This is a genomic window from Mycobacterium mantenii (assembly GCF_001667865.1).
GTDB classification, from domain to species: Bacteria; Actinomycetota; Actinomycetes; order Mycobacteriales; family Mycobacteriaceae; genus Mycobacterium; species Mycobacterium mantenii_A.
Genome location: NZ_LZJP01000089.1, coordinates 198415 through 224829, shown reverse-complemented (window position 1 = coordinate 224829; position 26415 = coordinate 198415). Strand labels below are relative to the sequence as shown.

Annotated in this window: 13 protein-coding genes and 1 tRNA gene; 4 read left to right on the top strand and 10 right to left on the bottom strand. The window is 66.7% G+C overall.

Features of this window, described 5'->3' with window-relative positions; all coding sequences use genetic code 11:
* Positions 1 to 108: 108 nt before the first annotated feature.
* From A5688_RS14780 to A5688_RS14765, 3 genes are all read left to right on the top strand, one after another.
* Positions 109 to 1347: a GNAT family N-acetyltransferase gene (locus tag A5688_RS14780; RefSeq protein WP_067911429.1), complete on the top strand. Its 1239-nt coding sequence runs from the start codon at positions 109 to 111 to the stop codon at positions 1345 to 1347.
* 209 nt (positions 1348 to 1556) lie between these two features.
* Positions 1557 to 1632: transfer RNA gene (locus A5688_RS14770), tRNA-Lys, on the top strand.
* Between the two features lie 141 nt (positions 1633 to 1773).
* A complete protein-coding gene (locus A5688_RS14765; protein WP_067911432.1) occupies positions 1774 to 2040 on the top strand; it encodes a hypothetical protein in 267 nt (88 codons plus the stop codon).
* Positions 2041 to 2089: 49 nt separating this feature from the next.
* Here A5688_RS14765 and A5688_RS14760 read toward each other — a convergent pair whose 3' ends face one another.
* Entirely contained in the window at positions 2090 to 2317 is a 228-nt protein-coding gene (locus A5688_RS14760; RefSeq protein WP_067829201.1) for a DUF3618 domain-containing protein, read from the bottom strand.
* A gap of 103 nt (positions 2318 to 2420) precedes the next feature.
* Here A5688_RS14760 and bcp point away from each other — a divergent pair, with 103 nt between their 5' ends.
* A complete protein-coding gene (bcp, locus tag A5688_RS14755; RefSeq protein WP_067829090.1) occupies positions 2421 to 2894 on the top strand; it encodes a thioredoxin-dependent thiol peroxidase in 474 nt (157 codons plus the stop codon).
* Here bcp and A5688_RS14750 read toward each other — a convergent pair.
* The 9 genes from A5688_RS14750 to A5688_RS14710 form a co-directional block, all read right to left on the bottom strand.
* Entirely contained in the window at positions 2891 to 4255 is a 1365-nt protein-coding gene (locus tag A5688_RS14750) for a cytochrome P450 (RefSeq protein WP_067829088.1), read from the bottom strand. The two genes, bcp and A5688_RS14750, sit on opposite strands and share 4 nt — an antisense overlap.
* A gap of 61 nt (positions 4256 to 4316) precedes the next feature.
* Positions 4317 to 5699 (bottom strand): cation:proton antiporter, encoded by a 1383-nt coding sequence (locus A5688_RS14745; RefSeq protein ID WP_067911435.1) that lies wholly within the window; start codon positions 5697 to 5699, stop codon positions 4317 to 4319.
* A gap of 5 nt (positions 5700 to 5704) precedes the next feature.
* On the bottom strand, positions 5705 to 6559 hold the full coding sequence (locus tag A5688_RS14740) for an ABC transporter permease (RefSeq protein ID WP_067911438.1): 855 nt from the start codon (positions 6557 to 6559) through the stop codon (positions 5705 to 5707).
* A complete protein-coding gene (locus A5688_RS14735; RefSeq protein WP_067911441.1) occupies positions 6559 to 7410 on the bottom strand; it encodes an ABC transporter ATP-binding protein in 852 nt (283 codons plus the stop codon). Before A5688_RS14735 ends, A5688_RS14740 begins: the two co-directional genes overlap by 1 nt.
* A 26-nt stretch (positions 7411 to 7436) precedes the next feature.
* Complete coding sequence (locus tag A5688_RS14730) at positions 7437 to 12983, bottom strand: type I polyketide synthase (protein ID WP_067911620.1); 5547 nt, start codon at positions 12981 to 12983, stop codon at positions 7437 to 7439.
* Between the two features lie 195 nt (positions 12984 to 13178).
* On the bottom strand, positions 13179 to 14939 hold the full coding sequence (locus A5688_RS14725; protein ID WP_067829190.1) for an NAD(P)/FAD-dependent oxidoreductase: 1761 nt from the start codon (positions 14937 to 14939) through the stop codon (positions 13179 to 13181).
* Positions 14940 to 15249: 310 nt separating this feature from the next.
* Complete coding sequence (locus A5688_RS14720) at positions 15250 to 16575, bottom strand: dipeptidase (RefSeq protein WP_067829078.1); 1326 nt, start codon at positions 16573 to 16575, stop codon at positions 15250 to 15252.
* A gap of 70 nt (positions 16576 to 16645) precedes the next feature.
* Complete coding sequence (acpS, locus tag A5688_RS14715) at positions 16646 to 17038, bottom strand: holo-ACP synthase AcpS (RefSeq protein ID WP_067829075.1); 393 nt, start codon at positions 17036 to 17038, stop codon at positions 16646 to 16648.
* Between the two features lie 85 nt (positions 17039 to 17123).
* The gene (locus A5688_RS14710; RefSeq protein WP_067911444.1) at positions 17124 to 26402 is read right to left on the bottom strand and encodes a type I polyketide synthase; all 9279 of its coding nucleotides are present in this window, start codon (positions 26400 to 26402) and stop codon (positions 17124 to 17126) included.
* Positions 26403 to 26415 lie beyond the last annotated feature (13 nt).

Below are 26415 nucleotides of genomic sequence, written 5' to 3'. Positions count from 1 at the left end.
AGGTTTGACCGTCAGGCACTCGGGTATCGAAAGTAAAAGCACACTCGGTACGTGGATTCGCTGTGCGCAGTGCCGGTTTGGCTGGGCTACAAGCAGATTGGATGTGCTATGGATGACAAGGACGACGGCACCAACATTCGGCATCCCACCGAAGACGATTGGCAGGCGGTCTTTGAGAATCAGGCCCGGACTTTCGGCGATCCGGTGGGCCCGGAAGACCTCGAGGGGTGGAAACGCCGAGTCAGCTTGGACAACATCCTGATTGCCGAGGATGTCTCCGATCCGGAACGACCAAATCTGGTGGGAACGTCCATCATCTACCCCTCGCGGCTCACCGTGCCGGGTGGCGCCAACCTGCGGGTCGCGTGGCTGACGATGATCGCCGTTGCCTCAACGCATCAGGGCAAGGGACTTTGGGCGCAGCTCAGCGCCAAGGGGCTCGGCATCCTGTTGGACCGCGGCTACCCCATCGTCTGCGGCGTACCGACGCAGACCGCGATGTACGACGGTTTCGGCGCCGGCGTATCGAGCTACACCCACACGTACTCCATCGACCGCCGCTTCGCGAAGTTACGCACCGCGCCCACCCGGATTCGGGCGCGGGAGGTCAACGCCGCCGAGGCGCGACGGCACCTGCCCGAGATCTACGAACGATGGTGTGCCGCAACCAATGGCGCGATATCCCGGGACGACGCGTGGTGGGCCGACTACCTGGACGACCGACCGACCCAGCGCGGCAACGGATCTGCGCTGCATTACACCATTCACCCCGACGGCTTTTTGACCTACCGGGTTGCGGGATCGCACCAGCACGCGTTCCGTCCACCGCTGGGCACCGTGGTCGTCGAAGACTTCTGCCCGGTCACCGACGAGGCGCACACCGAGTTGCTGCAGACGCTGTTGGTGCTGGAGATGTTCTATCGCGTCGAGATCGACGTGCCTACCGATGATCCACTGCCGCTCAAACTCGTCGACCAACGCGCCGCCGAAACCAAGGGCGTGAGCGACTTCCTGTGGGTGCGCCTCAACGACATCCCCGAGACGCTCAGCGCCCGCACCTACGCCGCCGACGCCGACATCGTGCTGGACGTCACAGACCCGCTCGGCCTCGCTGGAGGGCGCTTTGCGCTCCGGACTCGCGATGGCGCCGGGAAGTGCACGCCCCACGACGGGTCCCCGGACATCGAGATCGGTCTGGCCGACTTGGCCACCGTCTACATGGGGGCGCACCGGGTTTCCGAGCTTGCCCGGGCCGGTCGCATCACCGGGGCACGCCAGGGCGCTTTGGCCGAGCTGGACGCCGCCTTTTGCACCGACCGGACACCCTTCTGCGGCACGGTGTTGTGACGTCGCCAGAAATGAAAATCCTTGCGGGACAAGACCGCACCGGCGGTGGCCCGGCGATCCGGCTGGCTCGAGCGCGCGCCGCCGACCCGCACCGACGCGAACACGGGAAAGCACCCCTCGCCCCGGGCGGTATCCTGGACCGAGGTCGGGATTTCGCTCCGCGGCGGGACGCCTGTTATTGTCGCCTACGCGGTCTCGGCCGACCACAAGCGCCGTTAGCTCAGTTGGTAGAGCAGCTGACTCTTAATCAGCGGGTCCGGGGTTCGAAACCCTGACGGCGCACCAGCCACCGAATCTCTGGGTATTCGGTGGCTTCACCAGTTCCAGCGGGGGTTGCCCGATGGGTATCAATCTCCGACAAATCCCTTTCCCAGCGTCCCCGCGAGACCTACGATCTGTCCCGACGGGGCTTCTCAGAGGGGACTTGTGAAAACGGAGCTGAAGTGGGTCGAGCCCTACGAAGGCCACTTCCATGCCAACATCGACGACCGCAGCGAGTTTCGGGTCCATGCGGTCTCGACGGGCGGCTTCCGCGCCGAGCGGGTCGACGACGGGCTGGTGCACCACGACCTGGGCCGGGCCGGCTCGGCCGGGGAGGCGCAGGCGATCTGCCAGGACCTGCACACCCGGACCATGCGACGCGCCGCGTGGGAGGCGTACATGGCCGAGAACGACCCGCCGGGCTGGGGGTAAGCCGGGCCTCTGGTCGCCGCGAGGCGCGATCCAAGACGTGGCCCTCGCGTCAGCGATTCCTGACGCGATGCACCGTCACCACCACGACCAGCACCCCGACCCCGGCCAGCGACGCCAGCACCGCGGGCTTCTGCACAAATCCGATCACCCGGACCTTGAGGTCGTCGGCGAGGCGACGCGGGTTGGCCCGCTCGGCAAGCGAGTCGACGGTGGCCGCCAGCTGGTCGCGGGCGACGTCGATGTCCTGCTTGATGGCTTCGGGGTCCCGGTCCGCCACTGTGTCCTCCAAGTCGCCCACTATCCGGCTCATGCACCTGCCCGAACTACCCTAGATCAGCTGGCGGTAACCCCAACGCTCCGGTGAACAGAAAGGGACCACCTTGACCGAGACCACGCGGCTTGCACCGGGCGACAAAGCCCCCTCCTTCAGCCTGCCCGACGCCGACGGGAACAAGGTGTCGCTGGCCGACTACAAGGGGCGTCGCGTCGTCGTCTACTTCTACCCGGCCGCTTCGACGCCGGGGTGCACCAAACAGGCGTGCGACTTTCGGGACAGCCTGGCCGAGCTCAACGGTGCCGGCCTGGACGTCATCGGCATCTCCCCCGACAAGCCGGAGAAGCTCGCCAAGTTCCGCGACGCCGAGAAGCTGACGTTCCCGCTGCTGTCCGACCCCGACCGTAAGGTGCTGACGGCCTACGGCGCCTACGGCGAGAAGCAGATGTACGGCAAGACGGTCACCGGCGTCATCCGGTCCACCTTCGTCGTCGACGAGAAGGGCAAGATCGCCGTCGCGCAGTACAACGTGAAGGCGACCGGCCACGTCGCCAAGCTGCGCCGCGACCTGTCGGTCTAGCCGATGACGGCGGCTTCCTTGTACTCGGTGATGGGCCGCGCGATCCCCTGCTCGTCGCAGACCCGCTGCAACTTCTCCAGCGTCTCGTCGATCCCCGGTCCGAGCCGCTCGCCGGGGGTGAAGGTGGCCGGAAGATGTTGCATGCCCTGGATCACGCCGATGGTCGGATAGTGCACCGTGCCCTCGGGGTCGCAGCGATAGTCGGGCATCCGGTCCAGCACCGCCGTGAGCATCGACTTGAACACGACCCGCGCGAGATTGGAGCCGATGCAGCGGTGGATGCCGAGCCCGAAGCTGAAGTGCCGGTTGTTCTTACGGCCGAGGTCCAACCTATTCGGATCGGGAAACACTGAGGGGTCGCGGTTGGCCATCGCCCAGGACAACCACAGGCGATCGCCCTCCTTGAACCGGGTGCCCGCTATTTCGAGGTCGGCGGCGATCGTGCGGCCGTCGCCGGGAGCGGGCGTGAAGTAGCGCAGGAATTCCTCGGTCGCCGAGTCGAGCAGCGTTTCCGACGCCCGCGTCAGCAGTTCGCGTTGCTCGGGATTCTCGCCCAGCCATTCGAGCGCGTGCGCGGTCAGCGCCGTCGTCGTGTCGAAACCCCCGCCGATGATCAAGCTGAGCATTCCGAGCAGTTCGGCGTCGGGGGCGGGTTCGCCGTCGATCTGCAGTCTTGCCAACGCGTCCACTATGCCGGGGCGTGGGTTCTCGCGGATCTCGAGGAGGTGGTTGAACAGGTCCGCTACCATCGCCATCGTCTGCTCGAAAACCCTTGGCGCATCCGGGGAATCGGCGGGGGTGTAGACGCCCGCGTGGGCCGGCTCGCAATACAACTGCCACTTCTTCAGCGGAACGCCCATGATCGCCAGAGTCAGGACGGCGGGCACGACGTTCGCGAGATCGTCGACGAAATCGATTCGCCCGACTTCGATCTTCTCGTCGATGCTGGCCCGCACGATCTCGTCGACGAACGGCACCCAGCGCTTGATGGCCGCCGGCGACAGGTAGGGGTTGAGGATGCTGCGGTAGGCGGAGTGCTCGGGTTCGTCCATCTCGAGCATGCCGCCGCGGACGCCGGTGCCCTGCGGCAGCGTGGGAATCGTGATGCCCTTATAGCCGGTGCCCTCGCCGGTGACGTCGTGATCGTTGGACACGTGCGGGCAGCGAGCGAGTTCGAAGACTTCCTGGTTGCCCGCGGCCACCCAATGCCCGTCGTAGGTGTCGGTCCACGCCACCGGGCACCTGGCGTGCATCTCCTCGGTGATCGCGGTGAACCGCTCGCGGTACTCGGGGGTGTGGCGATCAAAGTGGTAACGCTTGGTCTTGCCGGCGTCTCCGGTCAGGGTGTTTTCCGTGCTCACGGTGGCGTCTCCTGCGGACGAGTGGCTGCATACAGAAGCAGTATGCGACGAGACCGTCGTTCTACATATGCAATCCGGGGCTCGAGTTTCGCGCTCGGCCGGGGCCGCGAACAACTTCGCGGTAAGGCTCCTCGCCCGCGGGCCCGAACCTGCATCCCGATTTCTTCAGGCGGTGTTCGAACAGGCGCTGCAGCGGGGTGGCAACGAACGTGGTGATGATCGTCATCAGCGCCAGGATCGTGTAGGTCTTGCCGGTGATCAGGCCCGCTTCCAATCCGATGTTGATCAGGATCAGTTCCATCAGGCCGCGGGCGTTGGCGAGCGCCCCCATCGCACCCGATTCGTTCCAGCTCATGCCCTGCCAGCGCGCCGTCAGTCCGATGGCACCGAACTTCGCCGCGAACGACACGACGAGCACGATGATCGCCATGACGAGGGTAGATCCGTCGAAGATCAGACTGAGCTGAGTGTTCAGCCCCGAGTAGATGAAGAACGCCGGAATCAACAGGTATGCGACCAGCGGTTCGAACCGATCTCGGAGTGCATCAAGCAGGGCGCCGCGGGGCATTACGGCGCCGGCCACGAAAGCACCGAAGACGGAATAGATTCCGACTGCATCGGTGAACCAGCTCGCGGTCAGCACGACCAGCAGAACGACGGACAGGTGCGCGATCGGCAATCCACCGGTGCGTTCGACGTCGGCGCGGGGCGGTGTCCACGTTGCCAATCTGGCAAGGAGCGGCCGGCCGACGAAGACCATGAACAGCAAGTAGGCCAGCCCGCCTCCGATCGCCAGAACCGCGCCGGACAGGCTTCCCTTGGCGGTCGCCACCAGCGTGGCCAGGAGTATCCACGAGCAAGCGTCGTCAACGGCCGCGCAGGACAACGACATCGTCCCCAGTCGGGTGTTGAGCAGTCCGGAGTCGTAGACGATCCACGCCAGCATCGGAAACGCCGTGATGGCCACCGCGGAGGCAACGAATAGGCCACCCTGCCAATGCGCGACCTTGCCCGTGAAATAGCCCCCGAGGCTGACCATGAACCATCCGGTGACACCACCGAGCATCAATGGGATACCGATACCGGCGGCCGAAGTCGCACCTGCCTGCCGCAGATGTGCGCTCAGAATTTCGAGCTTCAACGACGCCCCCACCAGGAACATGTAAAGCACGAGCCCGAGTTGGCCGACGACGTAGATGGCCGTGAGATTCGGATGTGTGAACGTTTCGGCGCCGATGGTCAGCTTCGTCGGGAACAGCCAGTGCTGCCCGGCCGGCCATATCCACCCCAAAACCGAAGGGCCGAGCACGAATCCGGCCACCATGATCGCGACCACTTGCACCTGACCCAGCCGGCGGAAGAGCGGCCAGAGCAGGCGATAAGTCAGCAAGATGAATGCGATCTGGAGGAAGAAGTGCGACGTGATAGCGAGCAGGGAAGGCATCGGGATTATTTCGTGTCCGACCAGCGGAAAACCGCGAGGCAGGCGATCAATCCACCCACACTCCACGCCGTCAATACCAGAAACGTCGTCCAGTGTTCCCAACTGCCCGCCGGTTCGAATGCGGCCATGTTCGGCGGTAGGAGCACCGACCGGAACCCTTGGGCCATCCACTTCACGGGGAACACGGAGCCGATGGTCAACATCCATGCCGGTAGTGCGATCAGCGGAACGTATGTGCCTGACACGAATTGCAGAGCCACCGCCGGGCCGTTGGTTATCACGGCGGCGGAAACCGCGCCACTGGCCAAGTTGCTGACGAAGATGCCCAGTAGTGAGCAGCTGACAATGCCCAGGATGAACACCCAGGACAGGGTGAACCATCCAAACCCATTGGTAGGTAGATGAAGTTTGAAGACGAGCACGCCTACGGCCAGGAGCACAACGGCCTCGGCGAGGCTTGCGACGGCTACCAGGGCGATCTTTCCGATGAAATACGAGGACGCGGTCGTCGGAGTTCCCCGCAGGCGCCTCAGCGCGCCGCTTTCACGGTCGGCCGCGATGCTGATGCCGAGGTTGATGAATGAGGTCGAGAGAATCCCGTAAGCGAGGATGCTCGCCGCGATCACGGCGCCCGTGCTGGTATCGCTGTTGGGCAGTTTGGTCGTGAAGATCGAACCCAACAGAATGCCGATCACCGCGGGCATCGAAAAGGTGAGAACCAACTGCTCCGGCCGGCGGTAAAACATCTTCAACTCAGGCACGATTCGCGACACCCCGATGCGCAGCGGCGACGGAAGCGGCGGCTGCACGACGGTCAGGCCGCGTGGCGGTGAAGCACTTCTGACTTGGTCGACGTCCATCACGCCAAACCGATCAACTCAAGATAAGCGTCTTCGAGCGTCGGGCGGGAGACCGTCAGCGCAGACAGCTCCGCCCCGTCCCTTGACCGCTGCCGGATCAATTCGGTGGGGTGATCAGTCTTCTCCACGTGGACCTCGTCTCCCTCCATCCAGCGGACCGTCGCGGCCGAGTTCACGTATTCGGTCAGTTTCGCCGGCGAGTCGACCGCCACCACCCTGCCGCCGGCGAGGACCGCCACGCGATCCGCCAGTGCGGCAGCTTCTTCCAGGTAGTGGGTGGTCAACAGGATGGTCGTGCCATCGCCGGCCAATAGCCTGACGAGGTCCCAGAATCGGCGTCTCGCGTCTGGATCGAACCCCGTCGTCGGCTCGTCCAAGAACAGCAATTCGGGCATGCCGATGATGCCGAGAGCGACGTCGAGCCTACGGCGTTGTCCCCCCGATAGCGTCCTCACCCTGGAATCGGAAACCGGGGCCAGCCCGACGAGTTCGAGTGTCTCCTCCGGGACACGAGCTCTTCCATAGCATTTCGTGAAGATGTGCACGGTCTCGGACACCGTCAGCATGCCGAAGTCGCTGGCTTCTTGCAGCACAACGCCGATCTTGGCGCGCCAGGTCCGCCCCGCGGTCCCGGGGTCTGCGCCCAAAACACGCACGTGTCCCGAATCGCGTTGCCGGTGGCCCTCGAGGATTTCGATGGTCGTCGACTTGCCGGCGCCGTTCGGCCCCAGGATCGCGAAAATTTCGCCGTAGCCTATGTCGAGGTCCAGATCGCGCACCGCGTGCAACTGTCCGTAGGTCTTCGACAAACCCCGAACATGCACCGCGGACGAGCGGTCGGCCGTCGTCATCGCCGGGCCCGGCGGTGGTGCGGGATTCACGCTTGCGCCCCTCCCGTCCCCCGCTCGGTGGGATGTCTTTGAAGATCGGCCAGCACTTCCCGCAGGTCCGCCTCGGATAACTGCTCGATGAGTCGATCGACGTCATCGGACGTAGCCTCCGGTGGTTGTTCGTCGAGCCCGGGCGGGTCGGCGCAGCCAGGTTGGAGCTCGCCGAGTATCCGAACGGCCAGTGAGTTGACGCTTACCCCTCTGAGCAATTCCAGCACCGGTAGGTCGATCGCGAAGGTCGCACTGATTCTTGTCCTGAAATCCATTGCCATCATTGAGTCCAACCCAAGATCGTCGAGGGCGTCGTCGGGTCCGATTTCGGTCACCGCGACTTCGAAGACCGCGGACACGATTTGCCGAACGAGGCGGGCGACCATGTCAAGCCTCTCGGCTTCCGGACAACCGGACAGGGTGTCGAGTATGGACGATTCGGAATCGGTGTCATCGGGCGCGGCGTCGGCCGTTCCCAGTTCGGAGAACATCGGCGGTAATTGTCCGACAAGCCCGACCCGGCGGGCCCGCGTCCATTCGACGGTGATGGCGATGACGTTGGGCGCCTTTTGGTTGATGAGTCGATCGAGAATCTGGGTGCCCGCCGCGGGCGTGATCAGCTCGATTCCGCGCTGAGCGTAGATCTTTTCGAGCTTGAGCTCTTCGACCATGCCGACCGACCAGGGGCCCCACCCGATGGTGAGGGCCGGCAGTCCCTCGGCCTGTCGGTAGTGCGCGAAGGCATCGAGGAAAGCGTTGGCGGCGGCGTAGTTACCTTGACCCGGTGCTGCGATGACCGACCCTGCGGACCCGAACATCACAAAGAATTCCAGCTCGTGCTCTTTGAAAGCGTTGTGCAGCACGCGAGTGCCGGTGACCTTGGGCGCCATCACTGCGGCGAAATCCGCTTCGGTCATGTTGACCAGAAGCTGATCGTCGACAGAACCTGCGGCATGGATGATTCCACGAACGGGCGGGCCTCCGTCTCGGAGGTGATGACTCAGCCAGGTCTCGACTTGCCTGGCGTCGGTTACGTCGACACTGGCTGTCGTCACCCGAGCGCCGAGGTGTTCGATGTGTTGGATCGCGCCGACGGTTGACTTATGCCGGTGGTCGTCGGGTAGCGACGGCCAGCAACTCCTCGACGGGATTTCGCTCCGGGACAGCAGGGCGATATGCCGTGCCCCCCGTCGGGCAAGGTATGCCGCGATGGTGCGGCCCAGGGACCCTGCTCCACCGGTGACCACGTAGGTCGCGTCGGGGGTGAGTTTGGTTGGAAAGGCCTTCGTGAGGCTGCTGCTCGGGCGAAGACGCGGAACGAACGTCCTGCAGCCCCGCACGGCGATCTGGTCCTCTGGGTCATCGCCGAGAACGTGCTCGCAGATGCGGGCGGCGGTCTCCACGTGATCGTCGGTGTCGTCGATGTCGATAAGACCGCCCCAGTGCTTGACGAATTCCTGGTGGCCGACGACGCGACCCAGTCCCCAGACGACCGCTTGTTCGACGGCCAGCGCTTCGGTCCCGGGCGCCGGCTGCGCGTTAGCGGTGACGACGTAGAGGCGAGGCTGGACGATGTCGTATTCTGCCAGGGCCTTGACGAGATGAAGGATCGCGAAAACGCCGATCTGGTCATTCGTTTCGGAAGCGTCGGGATGTGGACGGAAATTCATCGGCCAGCAGTTGATGATGCCGGCGAGTTGTCCTTCCCTGGCGAGGTGTGTCTCTAGCAACTGGTGCAGCTGTCGGGGCTGTCGCGGGTTCAGCGCGTACCCGTCGTCGAGCTCCGCGAGCGACTCGACGGGTCGATGCTCGACTGTTCGGACGCGCTGGCCGCCGCGCCGCATCCGCTCCGCGAGCGCCGAGCCCACGCCGGCGGCATCGATGAAGATCAGCCACGACATGCTCTCGGCCGTAAGCGGACTCTCGCGGTGATCGCGTTCGACGCCGGGCTGTGCGACCCAATGTATTTCATACAGTCCCTTGTCGACACGTTCGGGCGACATGCGAGACGACGCACTGAGTGATTGCACCGTGAATCCGTTGAAGACGGCGAGCGGTCGCCCGCCGTCCCCGACGATCGCGATGTCGCTCTCGATCTCGTCTTCGGTGGCCGATGTGACCCGTACCTGGACGGTCATATTCTCTTCGGGCGCGCCGTATATGGCGCTCTGCCGGATCCGAACGGGAAGGTAGGGACTCTCGTTCGCGTCCCGCCCGAAAAGCGATGTACCCAAAAGCGTTTGGAAAGCGCCATCGATGAGAGCCGGATGGAATCGGTAGCTGGCGACTTCTCCGGTGAGGCTCGCGGGAATAGCGATCCGGGCTGTCGCCCAGCCGTCTCCGGCAGCGGCACCGGTGATGGTCCGGAATGCGTCACCGTACGCCAAGCCGACGGCTCGGGTGCGGGCGTAGAATTCGTCGCCGTCGATGGTGATGACTTGCCCTGTCGTGCTGGGGAACTCGTGGTGGCCGGGCGATCGCGGAAGTGCATTGAGTTCCGCGGTCGCCGTTATCGTCCACTTCAGCTCGCCGTCCGCCGTCGCGGTGAATGCCGCGAATTCGAGCGTCCCGGTGTCCTGGTTGAGGGTTGTCCTGAGGATAGGGTCGCATGTGTCGTCGAGGATGAGGGCGCGATGCAGCCTCAGGTTTTCCACCCTGTGGTCCGCCGACCCGTAGGCTTCTTCGCCGGCGGCCAAGGCCATTTCGATGTATGCCGCCCCGGGCAGCAGAACACTTCCCTGGACCTGGTGATCTGCGATGAACGGGACGGTGGCGGTGCTCAACTCCAGTTCCCAAGTGGGGTGCACGGCGCTCACCGCTTGCCCGAGCAGCGGATGCACCGGGTCGTAGTGCAGGTCCTCCGCGGCTTCCTGGGTCTCGTTCCAATACCTTCTGCATTGCCATGGGTAGGAAGGGAGCTTTACCGGCCGCGCCGCCTGGCTGGGGTAGAAAGCGTCCCACCCCACCGGGTGGCCATAGCAATGCAGTGCGGCAACGCAATTCATCAGAGTGCGGCTGTCGTCCTCGTTTCGTCGCTGGCTCGCCAGGACGACAGCGTCTTTGTTCTGGGCTGCGGCGATCTCGGCGATGGACGGTGCCAGAACGGGATGTGGTCCCAGCTCGACGAAGTGGGTATATCCCTCGTCGAGCATCCGGGTGATCGCGGGCTCGAAAAGTACTGTGGTGCGGGTATTTTGCCACCAGTAGGCGGCACCGGCGGCATATCTCTGCAACCGCTCTCCGGTCACCGTGGAGAACAGCGGGATCGTCGCCGCTTTGGATGACAGCCCGTCCAGGGCGCTGTGCAGATCGTCTCGCACCGCGTCCATGTAGTGGGTGTGATAGGGCACTTCCACGGCGAGAAACTTGTTGAAGACCTTGCGTTCGTCGAGTTGGCGAGCGATGTCTTCCAGGACATCGCCGTCTCCCGCGACGGTGACCGCCGACGGGCTGTTGACCGCGGCGATCGACACCCGCCGCCAGAGGTCGTCCAACGCTGCGCCGTCGATCCACTGGGTGAGCGAGTCGGCACTGAGGCCGACGGCGAGCATGCGGCCCAGTCCGCGCGTGCGTTGCTGGAGGCGACTCCGGTGATAAATGACCCGGATCGCCTGCTCGAAGGTGAGGACACCGGCCAGGTAGTGCGCGGCGACCTCACCGGCGCTGTGTCCGATCACGGCGTCGGGGTTGACCCCGAACTGCTTGAGCTGCTCGGCGATCGCTAGCTGAATAGCGAAGTTGGCGGGTTGCGCGACGTCGGTTTCCGCCATACGAGAGCCGGGCTCGTCGGCTCGGAGCTCATCGATCAACGACCAGTCGGCGTAACGGGCGAGCTCGCGGTCGCTTCGCAGAATGCTGTCGGTGAAGGCGGGATAGACGTCCAGCAGTCCGCGGCACATCTTCCACCACTGGGGTCCCATCCCGGTACAGACAAACGCCAACTTGGGCGGAGTTGGCGGTGTGCGGCCCGCGGGGCTGCGCCGGCCTTCAACGAAGGCCTGGAGTTGGTCCAGCGCGTCGGCAATGCTGTCCACGACGAGGGCACCGCGATAACTCAGGTGCGACCGACGCCGGCTGAGGGTGTAACCCAGGTCGTGCAGTGCGAGGTCGGGGTGAGCGCGCACGTGCTCGGCCAATCGGCCGGCCGCCGCCACCAACGCCTCCTCTGTCCGCGCGGAGATCGGCAGCACGGCCAGCGGCGGCCGCTGAGCGTGATTCGAGGTCTCGGCGCGAACTGGGGCCGGGGGCTCGGCGAGCACCACGTGGGCGTTGGTGCCGCCAAACCCGAACGAGTTGACCCCCGCGACGCGTCGCCTGTCGCCCGGAAACGGGCGACTGGTCCCGGCGACGGCAAGACCCGAGCTGCCCAGGGCAATCGGGTTTTTCAGGTGCAGGTTCGCCGGGATGTAGCCGTGCTTGAGCGCTAGTGCCGCTTTGATCAGTCCGGCTACCCCCGCACCGGCCTCGAGATGGCCGATGTTGGTTTTGACCGATCCGATCAGCAGTGGGTCCGACGCCGGCCGGTCTGCGGCAAGGACATTGGCGAGGGCGCGGACCTCGATGGGATCGCCGACGGGGGTTCCAGTGCCGTGCGCCTCCACGTACCCGACTTCGCCGGGCCGAACGCCCGCTCGTCGCAAGGCGGTGGTGATCGCCGCTTCTTGTGCTTCGGCGCTGGGGACGGTGATGCCGTCGGTGCGACCGTCCTGTGACACGGCGGTGCCGAGGATCTGCGCGTAGATTTCGTCGCCGTCGGCCAGCGCCCGCTCGAGCGGTTTGATGACGACGACCGCGCCGCCTTCTCCGCGCGCGTAGCCGTCAGCGGATTCGTCGAAGGCCTTGCATCGGCCGTCCGGGCTGAGAAAGCCGCTCTTCGATTCGGCGATGGCGGTGTTCGGCCCGATCATGATGTTGACGCCACCGGCCAGCGCGAGGTCGCATTCACCGTTCCAGATGCTCAGCGCCGCAAGATGTACGGCGACCAGTGAGCTCGAGCATGCCGTATCGACCGTCATGCTTGGGCCGCGGAAATCGAAGGCGAACGAGATCCGGTTGGCCAGCATCGTCATCATCATTCCGGTGGCGGAGTGGGTTTTGAATCGGTACCGGCTGGCGCGTCCGCGATTCTGCAGAAGTTGGTAGTCGAGGGTGAAACCACCGATGAAGACGCCGACCTCGGTGCCGGCCAGGCTGTCCGGGGCTATTCCGCCGTCTTCCAGAGCCTCCCACGTCGTTTGAAGCAACAGGCGTTGCTGTGGATCGACCAGGTTCGCCTCTCGTGGAGAGATGCCGAAGAATTGCGGGTCGAATTGATCGATCTCGCTGAGGAATCCGCCTCGACGGGTAACCATCTTGCCGACCTTCGCCGGGTTCGGATCGTAGTATTTCTCGGCATTCCATCGTGTTTCGGGGACTGTGCGCGTGGCGTCGATTTCACTGCACAGCAGGTTCCAGTAGCTATCTGGCGTGTGGGCGCCGCCCGGAAAGTGACACCCGATGCCGACGATCGCCAAGGGTTCGCGAGTGCTGTGTTCGACGGCCATGCTCATCCTTTCCCCGTAAGGCCTTTCATCGGCTCGCACGGGATTGCCGCGGCTGGCCGTTGCGGGCGCATTCGTCGTTCGTGTGCATCCGCGGCCGCCTGTGGTTCGCCGTGCTCTCCACCGAGGGCAAAGGGGACGCTGGCCGGCGAATGTGCAAGGCTCCCAGAGCCAGACCGCGGGCGATTCTTCTTCGGGTCAACTTGCTTCTAGTGCGGGTACGGTGCCGAGAATCCAATCTTGGCTGATCGGATTAATTGCCTGCTCATGGCGATAGACGGATCGGAGCTCGCGCAGCAGAGGGTCCTGTTGCCAGGCTTGCACCTGCAGCATCACGCCGTCTTCGGCGAAATCAGCACATTTCTCCGACACCACGGTCTCCACCAGGTGGCCTGCAAGCTGACGCAGGAGCCGGGCGTTCGCATCGAACTGTGCGGCGAAGTCCGCGGGTTCTTTCATCATCGCGATGTGGAGCGTCACCATGAAGTTCAAAGGCGAGTACAAATCGACGAATTGTGCCGCCGGACGGGCGATCTCGACCGCGGCCCACTCGCGGAAGAATTTTTGCGTGCGGTTACTGAGCGCGATAAGCCCTTCCAGGTGGGGCACCACATGAGGGTCGTCTGCGACACTGACGAATCGACCGTTTCTGTAGAGCAAGCCCACGAAGCCCCAATAGAACGCGATATCCCAGATTACTTTCGCCGACATGACGGCAGGCGAGCCCATCAGTTGGTATTGGTCGCAGTAGACAGCGAGCCACATGTCGGTGAGGGACCGGAACAGGGAATCGCTGATGCCGGACCGCGCCACGACATCCTCGCCGTCGAGCTCGCGGGCGATCATGTCGGTGATCAGACCGTTGCCGATCGCGATGAGGTCGAGTCCCGACGAATACAGGGGATCCAGGAAGATTCCCGAGTCCCCGGTGAGACACCAACGGTCGCGGCCGTCGTACACCTTGGTGGCGCCGTGACTGTAGTTTTTCATCACCCTGAAGTCTCTGATCAGGTGTTCGTGCTCTGCCAAGACCGCGGCGCACTGCGGCTCGTATTGGCGCAGCCACGTTCGGGCTTTAGCGAGCGTGTTGAAGCGGTCGAACTTGTGGAAGGCGGGGTCGGCAACGATCCCAACGCTGGTCGACCCCGACGCGAGCCGGATCAGCCAGACCCAATATCCCTCGCCCATCAGATGATTGGTGGACAGCGCACGATCGCCTTCGATGAGGCGCGCCTGCCAAGCCGGGTCGTCACTCCACTGGCCGATGTCTATCTCGGTCGCGACACGTAGCCACACCGCATTGCAGTTGTGTTTGTTGGGGCGCTTCAGGCCGAGTTGGCGAGGCAGCGTCCGGTTGCGGCCCGATGCGTCGACGATCCAGCGCGCGGTGGTGTGGGTGATCGTTTCACCGTTCTGAACGGAGACCGTGTGTGCGCGCCCCCCATGGCCGCCGGCGACCGACACGACTCGACCGCGGAGGATGGCAACACCTTGCGCCAGGCAACGTCGGTACAGCTCGTTCTCCAACCTGCCGCGGTCGATTTGATAGGTCACCTGCGGTATGAATGCGGAGCTGCCGAGCTCCAACCGCCGGGCGATATCGGTGTTCCCGTCGTGCGAGAAAAACATCCGCAACCCCATTTTGCGGATCTGGGCGGTATGCAGATGATCGCCTAATCCGAGCCGATCCCGGAGGTAATGAGCGGAAACCTCGACTGTCGACTCCCCGACCGTGTGGGTGACCTCCGGAACGGGGTGTGACGCCGGCGAAATGATGAGGATTCGAGTCTGCGGACGCACGCTACGGAGCTCAAGCGCCAGCGTGAGGCCGGCGACGCCGCCTCCGAGAATGGTGACGTCGTGATCGGCGGAGGCCGAGTCGGCGTCCAAGCGGGTCATGATCCTGGCCGCCAGGGTCTCGCGCTCCTCCGAGCTCAAGTGCGACAGCTGCGCTCGCACGTCCACGCGTCCCCCTCTTACCAAGAGAGTCAGTTCACTTACTTAATAGTTAAGAAGGTTACACGAAATGGGTGCGGTGGCAAGCGGCCGAACACACGGTCTCTACCAGGCGGGCCGACCGAGAGCTATCCCGTCAGATGCATTGCAGCAGAGCTAATTTCAGCCCTCGCGAAAATCTTTCCTATGAGGCCTTAGAGGTCTATCTACCCTTGAGCTGGGGTATTAAACAAAGACCAACCGGGAGATTCAACCTCACGTTGAGGTGGACAGCGTCGTTGCCGCGACGTTGCCGAAGCCTCGGTGCGACGGCTCAGACCAGGTTGGCGAGCAGCAGCGCCTCGCTGATCGCCGCGCGTTCCAGCACCCCGAGGTGCAGGCTCTCGTTGACGCTGTGCGCTTGCGTCGCGGGGTCCTCCACGCCGGTGACGAGGATCTTCGCCTGCGGAAACGCGTCGGCGAACTCAGCGATGAACGGGATCGATCCGCCCATGCCCATGTCGATCGGATCGGTCCCCCACCCCTGCCGGAACGCGGCCCGCGCGGCGTCGTAGACGCTGCCGGTGGCGTCGATGGCGTAGGGCTCACCGATGTCGCCACGGGTGACGCTGACGTGCGCACCCCACGGCGCGTGGCTTTGCAGGTGGGCGGTCAAGGTGTCCAGGTGCGCCGCGGCGTCACCGCCGGGCGCGACGCGCATGCTGATCTTGGCCCGCGCCCGCGGGATCAGCGTGTTCGACGCCTTCTCGACGGGTGTGGTGTCGATACCGATCACAGTGATCGCCGGTTTGGCCCACAGCCGTTGCGGCGCCGACCCCGAGCCGATCTCGGCCACCCCGGCCAGCAGACCGGAGTCGGCGCGCACCCGCTCGGGCGGGTAATCGACCGCGGCGGCAGTGCTTTCGTGCAGATCGGCGACGGCCACATTTCCGTCGTCGTCGTGCAGGCTGGCCAGCAGCCGGACCAGCACGCTCAGGGCGTCGGGCACCACGCCGCCCCAGATGCCGGAGTGCAGCCCGTGGTCGAGGGTGGCGACCTCGACGACGCAGTCGACCAGGCCGCGCAGCGTCACCGTCAGCGCAGGGACCTCGGTGCTCCAGTTGTCCGAGTCGGCGATGACGATCACGTCGGCGGCCAGCGCATCGCGGTGGGCGGCCAGGAGTCGGGCCAGGGACGGCGACCCGGATTCCTCCTCCCCTTCGACGAATACCGTCACGCCCACCGGCGGCTGGCCGCCGTGCGCCCGAAATGCAGCCAAATGCGTTGCGATGCCGGCTTTGTCGTCTGCACTGCCGCGTCCGTAGAGCCGGCCGTCGCGCTCGGTGGGTTCGAAGGGCGGCGACAGCCATTGGCCGCGGTCACCTTCGGGCTGGACGTCGTGGTGGGCGTACAGCAGCACGGTCGGCGCGCCGGGAGGCGCGGGGTGGCGCGCGATGACCGCAGGCGCTCCCCCTTCGCTGACGATCCGCACGTCGCCGAAACCGGCCTGCGACAACAGGTCCGCGACGGCCTGCGCGCTGCGGTGTACTTCGTCGCGGCGGCCGGGGTCCGCCCACACCGATTCGATGCGCATCAGGTCTTCGAGGTCGCGGCGCACCGATGGCAGCAACTCGCGGACGCGTTCAACCAGATCGCTCATGTCCCCGAGGCTAGTCGGCCAGAGCCGAGCTGGGGGCACCCCCGCTTGCGGGGGACACGCCAGCTCGACGTCAGCACGTCTCCAGGATGGCCACCGCGGCCGCGGTATCGCCCTCGTGCGTCAGCGATACGTGGATGATCACGTCGGCCAGGTGTTTGGCGATGTCGCCGCTCAGCCGCACCCGGGGGCGTCCCCACATGTCGGTGACCACCTCGATGTCGCGGTGGATGTCCTCCGGAAGCACGGGGCGCTGCGCGAACCGCGACCCCGACCAGGCCTTGATCACCGCCTCCTTGGCGGCCCAGCGGGCCGCCAGGTGACGCGCCGCCGACGAACTCTTGTCCGACGCGTCGCGGCGCTCCCCCGGCGTGAACGTCTCGGAGAAGACGGTTCCCGGCTGGTCGACCTGCTCGGCGAAATCAGGAATGGAGACGAGATCGATCCCCACACCGACAATTCCCATCGGTCGCCAGGCTAACGGATGGCCGGGCGCGGCGACGATGCGGTCCGCGTAGCCGACCGGTGCGCAGCCGGACAACAAGCCGGCGTCATCCGGCCGAGACCTGGTAGGCCTCGCCGTCACCCAGGCGCGAATCCGGGTTGAGCAGCATCGCCGCCTCCTGACGCTTCTCCGGTGTCTCACTGTCGAAGCGACGGTTCGGTGGCCGCTCGTACATGGGGGCGCCGCCGGCGATCGCCGACGCGAGCCGCCGCTGACCGGCCAGCAGGCGTGCGTCCGCGCGCCGCTGGTAGTCCGCGCGCTGCTCCGGGTCGAGCGCGGCGACGAAGGCCTGCGGGTGCACCAGCGCGACCAACCCCGAAACGTGGCCGAACCCAAGGCTGGTCAGCAGCCCCGCCTTCAGCGGGAACTTCTCCCCGAGCCGCAAGGTCTCGCGCACCCACACGAAATGGGCCGAGCCGGCCAGTTCGTCGTCGACGCAATCCAGGCTGCGGTTGGGCGGGATCACCCCGTCGCGCAGCATCTGGCACAGCCCCATCATCTGGAAGACCGCCGCGCCGCCCTTGGCGTGCCCGGTGAGGCTCTTCTGCGACACCACGAACAGCGGCGCACCCTCGGAGCGACCGAGCGAGTCGGCGAGCCGCTCGTGCAGTTCGGTCTCGTTGGGATCGTTGGCCAGGGTCGACGTGTCGTGCTTGGAGATCACCGCGATGTCGTCAGCGCCCACGCCGAGCTTGGTCAGCGACCGCGCCAGCGCCGAATCCCTGCCGCCGCGACCGGCGCCCAGCGCGCCCAGCCCCGGCGCCGGGATCGAGGTGTGCACGCCGTCGGCGAACGACTGCGCGTAGGCCACCACGGCCAGCACCGGCAGGCCCATCTTGAGCGCCAGGTCGCCGCGCGCCAGCAGGATGGTGCCGCCGCCCTGCGCCTCGAGGAATCCCAGCCGGCGTCGATCGTTGGGCCGGGAGAACTTCGAGTCGTGGATGCCGCGGCCCCGCATCATGGAAGTGTCGGCGGTGGCCGCCATGTCACCGAAGCCAATGATGGCTTCCAGCGTCAGGTCGTCGAATCCGCCGGCGACCACCAGCTCGGCCTTGCCGAGACGGATCTTGTCGACGCCCTCCTCGACCGACACCGCCGCGGTCGCGCACGCGCCCACCGGGTGGATCATCGCGCCGTAGCTGCCGACGTAGCTCTGAATGACGTGCGCGGCAACGACGTTCGGCAGAACTTCCTGCAGGATGTCGTTCGGCTTGTTCCGGCCGAGCAGGTTGCCGTGATACATCGTCTGCATCGACGTCATGCCGCCCATGCCGGTGCCCTGCGTGCTGGCCACCAGCCCCGGGTGCACCCAGCGCATCAACTCGGCCGGGGTGAAGCCCGACGACAGGAACGCGTCGACGGTCGCGACGATGTTCCACAGGGCCACCCGGTCGGTCGAGCTGGCCATGTCCTGGCTGATGCCGAACACGGTCGGGTCGAACCCGGTGGGGATCTGCGCCCCCACTGTCCGCGACAGCTTGGTCTTTCGCGGCACCCGGATCTCGGTGCCGGCCTTGCGGATCACCTGCCAGTCACTGGAGTCGGGCACCGGCCGGATGATCGTGTGCTCCGGATCGAACTCGACGAAGGCGCGCGCGTCGGCCTCCGAGGACACCACGAAGGCGAAGTCCTTGTCCAGGAACACCGACACCAGCAGCGGCGAAGCGTGATCGGGGTCGATCGCGCCGTCGTCGACGAACTCGCGGATGCCGCAGCGCTCGACGACGGTGTCGTGATAGCGCTCGACCAACTCGGATTCGTCGACCAGATCGCCCGATTGCGCGTCGTACCAACCGGGTTGAGGGTCGTCCTCCCAGCGGATCAGCCCGGTGGTCCAGGCCAGCTCCAGGACGCCGGCAGCCGACAGTTCGTTGTCGACCTCCATCTCGAAGCGGGTTCGTGACGAGCCGTAGGGGCCCAGCTCCGCGCCACCGACGATGACCACCAGGTCGGCCGGGTCGACGTCGAGGTCTGCCCATTCCGGAGGCGGTGCCGGGGTGAAGCCGCGCGGCGGGGACGGCAGCGCGGCGATGGTGCCCTCGGTGGCGGCCTCGTCGGCCTCCTCGCCCGAAGTGGCTTGCTCGCGGGCTTTGGCCGCGAGCTCGGCCATGTCGAGGTTCGCCTCGCCCAGCCCGCCGGTCAGGTCGGCCTTGATCGGCGCACTCGCCGCGGCCACCTTGGACTCGATGTCGCAGAGCGACAACAACATTGCCGCCATCTCATCGGTCGAGTAGGTGGTGACCCCGGCCTCCTCGACCGCGTCGACGATGGCGTCGTTGTGGCCCATCAGCCCGGTGCCGCGGGTCCAACCGATCAGCGCGTGCGCCAAGCTGACCCGGGCCGCCCACGACGACTCGGCGTGCCAACGACTCACCAAGGCGTCCAGCGCCGACTTGGCCTCACCGTAAGCGCCGTCACCGCCGAACATTCCGCGGTTCGGCGAGCCCGGCAGCACCACGTGCAGCCGCGACGCGATGTCGCGCTCGGCGCCGATCCTCGACAACCCGCCGATCAACCGCTGCACCGCCCACAGCAGCACCTTCATCTCCATCTCGGAGCGAGAGCCGGCCTCGGACAGGTCACCCGCGACCCGCGGTGCGGCAAACGGGAACAGCAGCGTCGGGGTCTGCGCGTCCTTGATGTGGATCGACTGCGGCCCAAGGCTTTCGGTCTGCTCGGTGCCGATCCATTCGGCCAGCGCGTCGATGTCGGAATAGGACGCCATGTTGGCGGCGACCACCCATAGCGCGGCGCCGTAGCGGGCGTGGTCGCGGTACAGCCCGCGGTAGAACGCCAGGCGCTCGTCGTCGAGCTTGGACGTCGTGGCGATGACGGTGGCACCGCCGTCGAGCAGTCGCGCGACGACCGACGCGGCGATCGAGCCCTTGGAGGCGCCCGTCACCACGGCGACTTCGCTGCTGTACCGGCCCGGATCCGGGTTCTCGGCGCCGGCCGCGATGCGGCCGTACAACGATGCGTGGATCTGACGGCCCGCGGACAGGGCCTTGCCCTGCCACCAGGTGGCCTGGGTGGCCACCACATGGCCTGCGCCCTCGAACCTTTCGGACAGGTCCACCCACCGCGCGTCGATGTCGCCCTCGTCGCTGAGCCAGAGCTTGACCAGGTCTTCGCGCGCGCTGGCCCACCGGTCGTCGAACAGCACCGCCTTCTTCGGCTCGAACACCGGCGACACCAGGCGTGGCCAGTCGGCGCCGAGCTCGGCGGTCACCAGGTCGATGAGCTCCGCGTCGGTGGCTGCCGGCAGCGCGCTCACCGGGTCGTCGTGGCCCAGCTGGCCCAGGATCAGGCGGGCCGCCGAGGCCAGCACGCCGTCGCGGCCGGTGATCTGGTCGGTGAATTCGCTCAGCGCGGCCGCGTCGACGGTCGCACCGCCGCCGGCACCGCCCGAAGACGGCAGCGAAACCGCGATGCCACGACGCGCGGCGACGGAAGCCACCGCGGCGTCGATCGCCTTGTCGACGGAAGCGGCATCGGCGAGCGCGCCCTCGTGCAGGTGGCCCATGGCGCCACCCCGCACGCTGGTTCCCTCGCGGGTTCCCAGCGCCACCTCGACCGTGACGTGCTTGGCCCAGCCCTCGCCCAGCTCCCAGGTCTTCTTGACCCGCTCGGCGATGGCGCCGGGCCGCTTGCCCGAGGGCCCCAGCACCGTGCGCAGCTGGTCGTTGATCGCGTCGGAAAGCACTGGGCCGTAAGGCTTGTAGGTGCGCGCCAACTTGGTCACCTGCGCGCGCAGCCCGGCCAGGTCCGCTTCGGCGGCGCCGTCGATGGCGCCCAGGTTCAGCTCCGAACCCAGGTCCACCAGCAGCTGGTTGCGCCGCGACGACGCACCGTCGGTGATGGACTCGATGGAGTCCAGCTCCTCGATCTGGTCGATTCGCATCTTGGCCGACAACGCGATTAGCGCCAGGGTGGCGTCGGCGGCGTCGAACCCGATGTCGTCGGGGCGCGGGCCCCCCGACGGGGCGGCAGCGGGAGCCGCAGCGACGGCCGGTGCGACATTGGGGTTGGGCCCCACGTCCGACGCGGCAGCGTCGGAATCCACCGCGACCTCCGGCTCGTCCTCGGGTTCGGGGTCGGTGTCGGTGGCGAACAGCACGGCCGCGTCGCGCTCGGCGTTGAGCACTTCCACTGTGCTGTGGGCGTATTCGGGCAGCTTGAGGGTGTTGGTGGCCAGGCCCGCGACGGTCGGCGCGGACTTCACACCGATCTCGACGAACCGTTCCACACCCAGACCGCCGGCGGCCTCTTCGGTGAACAGCAGGTCCTGCGTCTCGATCCAGCGCACCGGGCTGGCGAACTGCCATGCCAGCAGCTCGATCAGGACGGTGCGTGCCATCTCGATGCGGCGCTCGGCGAGCCAAGTGTCGTAGTCGGCGAGGATCGGGTCGAGCGGCTCGGCCGGCACCAGATCGCGGATCTCCTGGATGAAGTCGCGGTCCAGGGTGAACGGACGCGGCACCAGGTTCGGAATGTAGCGGCCGATGATGACGTCGGGGTCCTTGTCGCGCGGCATGACCCGGTCGAGCGACCGCCGGAATTCCGCCACCCCGACGCGCAGCACCCGCGAGTGGAACGGCACATCGATACCGGGCACCAGGATGAACGAGCGCTTGCCGCCGCTGATCTCGCGGCGCCGCTCCACCTCTTCTTCGAGCGCTTCCAGGCCTCGCACTGTGCCGGCGATCGCGTACTGGGAGCCGCGCAGGTTGAAGTTGACGATCTCAAGGAACTCGCCTGTGCTCTCGGCGATTCCAGCGACAAAGCCCGGAACCTCGTCGTCGGGCAGGTCGATCTGCGACGGCCGAATCGCGGCCAGCCGGTAGTTGGACCGGCCGAGCTCGTCGCGCGGCACGATGTCGTGCATCTTCGATCCACGGTGAAACACCGTTTCCAGCAAGGCTTCCAGCTCGTAGATGCCCGTCACGCAGGCCAGCGCGGTGTACTCACCGACGGAGTGGCCGCAGGCGATCGCATCCTCGACGAAGGCGCCCTGCTCGCGCATCTCGGCGACCTGCGCGGCGGCCACCGTGGCCATCGCGACCTGGGTGAACTGCGTCAGGTACAGCACGCCCTCGGGGTGGTTGTAGTGCACACCGCTGGCGATGATGCTGGTCGGGTTGTCGCGCACCACGTGCAAGACGGAGAAGCCCAGGGTGTCGCGGGTGAACTTGTCCGCCTTGTCCCACACCTTGCGGGCGGCCTTGGACCGGGCCCGGACGTCCATGCCCATGCCCTTGTGCTGGATTCCCTGGCCGGGGAAGGCGTAGACGGTGTGCGGGGACGCCAGGCGCGCCGTCGCCGACATCACCAGGTCCGATCCGATTCGGGCGGCGACCTCCAAAACCTCTGCGCCCTGGTCGATTCCGACTCGGTCGACCCGGAACGCAACCTCGTCGCCGGGACGCACCATGCCCAGGAAGCGCGCGGTCCAGCCGATCAGCCGCGCCGGCGGGCGGGCCTGACCGTCGGTGGCGGTCACCGCGTGCTGGGCGGCGGCCGACAGCCACATGCCGTGCACGATGGGCGATTCCAGTCCGGCCAGCAGTGCGGCGGCCCGGTCGGTGTGGATGGGGTTGTGGTCACCGGAGACCACCGCGAACGGCCGCATGTCGACCGGGGCGGTGATGGTGACGTCGCGGCGGCGCCGACGCGGGGTGTCGGTCGCGTTCTGCGACACCGCGCCACCGGCGCGCGCCGGGTCGGTCAGTTCGGCGGAGCCGGTGCGTCCCAGGATGGCGAAACGCTCATCGAGCGTGGCGATCATCTGACCGTTGGCGTCGGCAATGACAACCGAAACCGGGACGACGCGGCCCATGTCCGTGTCGATGGCCGCCGAAGCCGTTGCGGTGATCGTCAATTGCGACTGGGACTTCGGCAGGGTGCCGACCATGTGGGCGGCGTGGTCGAGATGCACCAGGCTCAGCAGGCCCTCGACAACCGGAATGCCGGCGTCGGTGACGGCCGAGCCGATGGCCGAGAAGACGGCGGGCCAGCAGGGGCCGACGAGCGCGTCGGGCACGGTTTTGAGGCTCGGCGCCAACGGTTCTCCGAAGGTGGCAGTGACGCCGGTGTGGTCGGCGACCCGCTCGGGGTCCCAGTCCACCGTGACGGTGGCCGTTCCGTCGGTGACCGCGGGCAGGAAGTCGGGCCCGTCGACCCCGGCGGCGATGGCCAGCACCGCGCGCATCGCGGTGGCGGCATCCTCGGTGGAGACCACCGGGGTGGCACCGTCAACGGTGTTGGGCGGCAAGGTGAATGGGATGTCGATCCAGGTGCCCGACACCGGAACGCTGAGCACGACGCGGTCGCCGTCGACCTGGAGCCGCGCCCCGGTCGATGAATGCGTGGCGCGGCGGCTCTCGGGTCCGTCATGCACCAGCCAGTCGGAGGGATCGGCGATCCGATGGACCGGGTTGGTCGCGGTGCGGCCGGCCCAGAGCACGTCGGGGGCGTCCAGCACGAGAGCCAGCGGACCGGTCACGTCGGCGCGACCGGTGCGGCGCGACGTGACGGCCTTGGGCTCCACTCCGGCGGCCAGCGCCTCGTCGATGGCGGCCTGCTCGAAGCGGTCCAGAAGTTCACCGACGGGTTCGTCCATCCGGGTGATGCCGGCCACCGCCGCGGTACCCGGGATGATGCACACCTGATCGGCGTCGTACCGGGCGTCGTGCGCCTGCCACAGCGAGTCGCTACGCCACCAGCGCCGCACGTCCTTGTCGATCACCGGCACGAAGTTGACCGGCTTGCCCAGCATCTTGCACAGCGTGACGAAGAACGGGACGTCGGCCGGGTGCAGCTGCACGCGCTCGGCGTCGGGGTAGTGCGCCAACAGGGTGGCGATAGCCTCGGCGGGATTTTCCAGCAGCCGTGCGCCGTCGTCGGTGGAGCCGTCGAACAGCGTCTCGATAGGGCCGAAATCCTGTGCGTGCAAACGCGCCTCGGCCCGTTGCAGCATCTGCTCGAAACGGTCGCGCCAGGTGTCGGCCAGCCACGGGCTGCCCGGTGACGCGGTGTCGGCGGTCGAATCGCCATCACCGATGGACAGTTCGACGTACCGCTGCAGCCACTGCAGGTAGGTCATCTCCCCGACATCGCCGAAGTACGGCTTGGCGGTGTTGGCCATCGCCGCGATGATCTCGTCGCGACGTTCCGCGACGGCTTCCGCGTCTCCCGCTACCTCGTCGAGAAGCCGGCCGCACCGTGAGGCGCTGTTGTCGATCTCGTGAATGTCCGCACCGAGCTGACTACGGCTGGACGCCATTCCGCCCGAAGCTTTTCCGGCCCCGATCCACTGATCGGTGCCCTGGGTTTCGACCAGCATCCGCTTGACCGACGGCGACGTGGTGGCCTCCTTGGCCGCCATCGCCGCGGTGCCGACCAGGATGCCGTCGATCGGCATCAGGGGGAAGCCGTAGGCCTGCGCCCAGCGCCCGGACAGGTATTCGGCCGCCCGCTCCGGCGTGCCGATGCCGCCGCCGACGCAGACGGTGATGTTGGAGCGCGACCGCAACTCCGAGTAGGTCGCCAGCAGCAGGTCGTCGAGGTCCTCCCAGGAGTGGTGACCGCCGGCGCGTCCACCCTCGATGTGCGCGATCACCGGCTTGGTGGAAACCTCGGTCGCGATGCGGATGACCGAGCGGATCTGCTCGACGGTGCCCGGCTTGAAGACGACGTGACTGATGCCGACCTCGCCCAGCTCCTCGATCAGCTCTACGGCCTCCTCCAGATCAGGGATGCCGGCGCTGATCACCAGACCGTCGATGGCCGCGCCGGACTGGCGCGCCTTCTGCACCAGCCGCTTGCCGCCGACCTGCAGCTTCCACAGGTACGGGTCCAGGAACAGCGCGTTGAACTGGTAGGTACGGCCGTCCTCGAGCAACCCGGACAGCTGCTCGACGCGGTCGGCGAAGATCTCCTCGGTGACCTGCCCGCCGCCGGCCAGCTCGGCCCAGTGACCGGCGTTGGCCGCGGCGGCCACGATCGCGGCGTCGACGGTGGTCGGGGTCATGCCGGCCAGCAGGATCGGCGAGCGGCCGGTGAGCCGGGTGAACTTGGTCGAGAGCTTGACCCTGCCGTCGGGCAGGGAAACCAGCGTCGGGGCGTAACTCGACCAGGCCCGCGCGACCTCGGGGACGGCACCGACGGTGAAGAGGTTGCGCTGCCCGCCGCGGGTCGCCGCGGGCACGATGCCCACACCGAGGCCTCGGATCACCGGCGCGGTCAGCCGGGTCAGGATGTCACCGGGCCCCAGGTCGAGAATCCAGCGAGCGCCGGCGTCGTTGACGCGGGTGATCTCCTCCACCCAGTCGACCGGACGCACCAGGATCGACTCGGTCAGGTGCCGGGCCAGCTCGACGTCCAGGCCGACCTTCTCGGCCCAGCTGCCGACGATGTCGATGCCGTCGGCCAGCCGGGGCGTGTGGAAGCCCACTTCGACCTGGACCGGATCGAACACCGGCGAGAAGACGTCGCCGCCGCGCAGCTTGTTCTTGCGGTCGGCTTCTTCCTTCTCCGAGATCTGCTGGCAGTAGAGCTCGAAGCGGGACAGCTGTTCCGGGGTGCCGGTGATGACGACCGAACGGCGGCCGTTGCGGATGGACAGCACTGGCGGCAGCACGGTGCGCACGTCCTGCGCGAACTCTTCGAGCAGCCGGCCGATGCGTTCGGGATCGGCGTTGGTGACCGACACCATCGGCGGGCGGTCGCCGAGCACCGAGATCCCGCGCCGGCGGGCCACCAGCGTGCCGGCGGCACCGATCAGCTGGGCCAGCGCCAGCAGCTCGACATCGCGGGCGCCCCCGGCCTTCAACGCCTCGACGGCGAGCACGCCTTGGGAGTGTCCGGCGACCGCCACCGGCGGCGTCGCCTTCAGGTCCATGCCTTGCCGTGCCAGCGCCCGCACGGCCGCGATCTGGGTGAGCAGCACGCCCGGTATTGATACCGCGGCCGAAGTCAGGTGCTTGGCAGAGGGGACCGGATCCTCGGCTGCCAGCGCACGCACCCACGACAGCGGTTCGAAGCCGATTGGACGCACCACGACAAGTTCCTTGGCGACCGGCTCGAGGAGCAGGTTCACCTCACCGACCAGCGTCGCCAGCTCGGACTCGATGCCGGCCGACGACACCAGTTCCTCGAGCGTCTCCAGCCAGGCGCTGCCCTGGCCGCCGAATGCCACGGCGTACGGCTCGCCGGCCGTCAGGCGGTCGACAAGAGCGTGGGTGTCCCCGGCTTGTGGGTGCTTGCCCCCCTGCGGGCCATGCCCGTCGCGGTCGGCGGACACCCGGTCGTGCTCGTGGATCGTCACTTTGTCTGTCTCC